Origin of the sequence: Mesorhizobium sp. M7A.F.Ca.MR.362.00.0.0 (assembly GCF_004023175.1) — a bacterium.
Taxonomy (GTDB): Bacteria; Pseudomonadota; Alphaproteobacteria; order Rhizobiales; family Rhizobiaceae; genus Mesorhizobium.
In genome coordinates, this window is record NZ_RZTF01000398.1 from 2,651 (window position 1) to 5,710 (window position 3,060).

General features: G+C 64.2%; 3 protein-coding genes. All 3 read left to right on the forward strand.

All coding sequences use genetic code 11. The annotated features are described in order from the left end of the window. The first annotated feature begins 75 nt into the window (after nt 1-75). A complete protein-coding gene (locus tag EOC06_RS31215) occupies nt 76-672 on the forward strand; it encodes a LysE family translocator (protein ID WP_128309593.1) in 597 nt (198 codons plus the stop codon). A gap of 238 nt (nt 673-910) precedes the next feature. Beyond that, nucleotides 911-2,167, forward strand: coding sequence for an efflux RND transporter periplasmic adaptor subunit (locus EOC06_RS31220; RefSeq protein ID WP_128309594.1), 1,257 nt, complete (start codon nt 911-913; stop codon nt 2,165-2,167). Next, on the forward strand, nt 2,164-3,060 hold an 897-nt coding region (locus EOC06_RS31225), incomplete at its 3' end, for an efflux RND transporter permease subunit (protein WP_164898829.1). The genes EOC06_RS31220 and EOC06_RS31225, both read left to right, overlap by 4 nt.

Consider the following 3,060-nt stretch of genomic DNA (forward strand, 5'->3'; position numbering starts at 1 on the left):
GCGGGGCTGGCGCCGAACGCGCCAGCCAGCTTCCATAGTGAGGCTTCCGGTGCTGACTTGTCAGGGAGGATATCCATGTCGCTCGACGCATTCCTTGCCCTGCTTGTCTACGCCTTCGTGACCTCGATCACGCCGGGGCCGAACAATCTCATGCTGCTGGCATCGGGCGTGAATTTCGGCCTCGTCAGAACCGTTCCGCACATGCTGGGCATCAGCATGGGCTTCCTCGTGCTGCTGCTTGCCGTCGGTCTTGGCCTCGGCGCTGTGTTGACGGCGTTTCCGGCGCTGCACACCGGATTGAAGATCGCAGGCGGTGCCTACCTGCTCTATCTTGCGTGGAAGATCGCCATGTCGCGCACGCTGACCGGCAAGGGCGAGACGAACGCGCGGCCCATGCGCTTCATCGAGGCGGCCGCATTCCAGTGGGTCAATCCCAAGGCGTGGGTGATGGCGATCACCGCCATGGCCGTCTATGCCAATGCCGAGCACCCGTTCCTGTCGGTGGTGTTGATCGCCGTGGCCTTCACCATCGTCAATTTGCCGAGCGTCTCGGTGTGGGCTGGGTTCGGCACCGCACTGCGCGGTTTCCTGTCGGACCCGGTGCGGCTGAAATGGTTCAACATCGCCATGGGCGTGCTGCTGGCGGCGACGCTTTGGCCGATGCTTAGATAGGCCGTGGGGAGCCGATCGTAGGGGGACGGGATTCGCACTCTCGGCGGACCGTGCGGATCGGGAGCCGCCACGTTTTGCACATCCATTGTGCAGTGCACATTAAATCTTCGTAATGCCGCCTTTTGGCCCTTTTCCGACAAAGGCGTGTCCTATCTATTCGCCGAAATCGCGGCAACGGGCCGTGCGCTAGAATAGAACCATCGGACCACGACGTGTCGGGTGGAGAGGGCCTTTGACCATGCGTGGAAAAGTCGTTCTTTCGTTGCTGGCCGTCGCCTGCCTGGGTGCGGCCGGGTGGCTCTATCTTTCGCCTGACGCGCTTGGCAGGGTCCAGCAGGTCATCGGCGCAAAGCAGGTTGCCGCACCGGACAAACAGGCTGCGGCTTCGGACAAGAAGGCCGACAATGCCGGGCGCTCGGCCTCCATCCTCTCGGCCGTCGCCTCGACAGCCGATTTCCCGATCCGGCGTTATGCGATCGGCTTCGTCTCCTCTCCCGCCGTCGTCAACATCAACGCGCGGGTGTCCAGCCAGATCGTGTCCATCGACGTCAAGGACGGGCAGATGGTCAAGACCGGCGATCTGCTGTTTTCGCTCGATGACCGGGCGCTGAAGGCGCAGCTGGCCAAGGACCAGGCGGCGCTGGCCAAGGATCAGGCGATGCTCGCCAGCTCGCAGTCCGATCTCCAGCGCGCCAAGGATCTGGTCGCCAAGCAGGCCGGAACGCAGCAGACCTACGACCAGGCCGTCGCCGCGCAGAAGGCTGCCGCAGCGACTGTCGATGCCGACAAGGCGACAATCGACGCCGACAATGTCCAGCTTGGCTTCGCCACGATCACGGCGCCGATTTCCGGCAGGCTGGGTGCTGTCAGCGTCGCCGTCGGCGATCTCGTCACCGTCAGCAATGGCAACAGCAGTACGGCGACCCCGCTGGTGACCATCACCCAGATGGACCCGCTGCAGGTCAACTTCAATCTTCCCGAGAGTAACCTGGCCCTGCTGCACAAGGCGCTTGCCAACCCGCAGCAGGGCGCGGTGACACTGACCAAGGACGGCGACCCGACGCCGATCGGCAAGGGCACGCTCGATTTCGTCGACTCCAGCGTCGACACCGCGTCGGGCACGATTGCCACGCGGGCAAGCATTCCCAATGCGGACCTTTCGCTATGGCCGGGCCAGTATGTGAATGTCGTGCTCGACGCCGGCATCATGCCGCAGATGACATCGGTTCCCACGGTCGCGGTGCAGCCAAGCCAGAAGGGGCCGTTCGTCTATGTCGTCAAGCCGGACAACACGGTCGAGATGCGGCCGGTGCAGGTGGCGCTGACCGAAGGCGAGAACAGCGCCGTCAGCCAGGGGCTGAAAAGCGGCGAGAAAGTTGTCACTGAGGGCCAGACGAGGCTGAAGGACGGCGCCGCGGTGCATGAGGGCAAGGCCACGGCCGATGCCGCGCCGAAGGTGGCCGAGGCGAGCAAAGCCGGCGAGGCGGCCCAATGATCTCCGAATTCTGCATACGCAGGCCTGTCGCCACCCTTCTGATGTCGTTCGCCCTCGTGCTGGGCGGACTGTTCGCCTACAAATTCCTGCCGGTGGCGGCACTGCCGAGCGCCGAATTCCCGGTGGTCAACGTCTCGGCTTCGCTGCCCGGCGCCTCGCCGGAAACCATGGCCACTTCGGTGGCGACCCCGCTGATCAAGCAGTTCGCAACCATCGCCGGTATCGATTCGATCTCGACCACGAACTCGCTTGGCCAGACCTCGATCGCCATCCAGTTCGTGCTCAACCGCGACATCGACGCGGCAGCAGCCGACGTGCAGGCGGCGATCGCGCGCACGCAGAAATCATTGCCGCCGCAGATGACGGCGCCGCCGAGCTATCGCAAGGTCAATCCGGCCGACGCGCCGATCCTTTTGATGTCGCTGGTCAGCGACACGGTTCCGCTGACCGATCTCGATGCTTTCGCGGAAAATGTCATCTCGCCGTCGCTGTCGACCATAGACGGCGTGGCGCAGGTCTCGATCTTCGGCCAACAGAAATACGCGGTGCGCATCCAGATCGACCCGACCGCGCTTGCCGCGCGCGGCATCTCGATCGATCAGCTGCAGGCGGCGGTCGCCTCGGCCAACAGCAACACGCCGCTCGGCGTGCTGCAGAACGACAAGCAGCAGCTCACCATCACCGCCAACACGCAGCTGACTGACGCCGCCGGCTTCTCCAACATCATCATCGCCACCAAAAACGGTCACCCCGTGCGGTTGGGCGAGGTGACCCGTGTGGTCGATTCGGTGCAGACGACGACGACGGCGAGCTGGTATGACGGTACGCGCGCGATCATCATGGCGGTGCAGCGCCAGCCCGACGCCAACACCGTCGACGTCGTCGACAAGGTC

Excerpts from the sequence above, each read along its gene's own strand:
- EOC06_RS31215 (WP_128309593.1), top strand. The coding sequence starts at position 76 with ATGTCGCTCGACGCATTCCTTGCCCTGCTTGTCTACGCCTTCGTGACC.
- EOC06_RS31220 (WP_128309594.1), top strand. The coding sequence starts at position 911 with ATGCGTGGAAAAGTCGTTCTTTCGTTGCTGGCCGTCGCCTGCCTGGGT.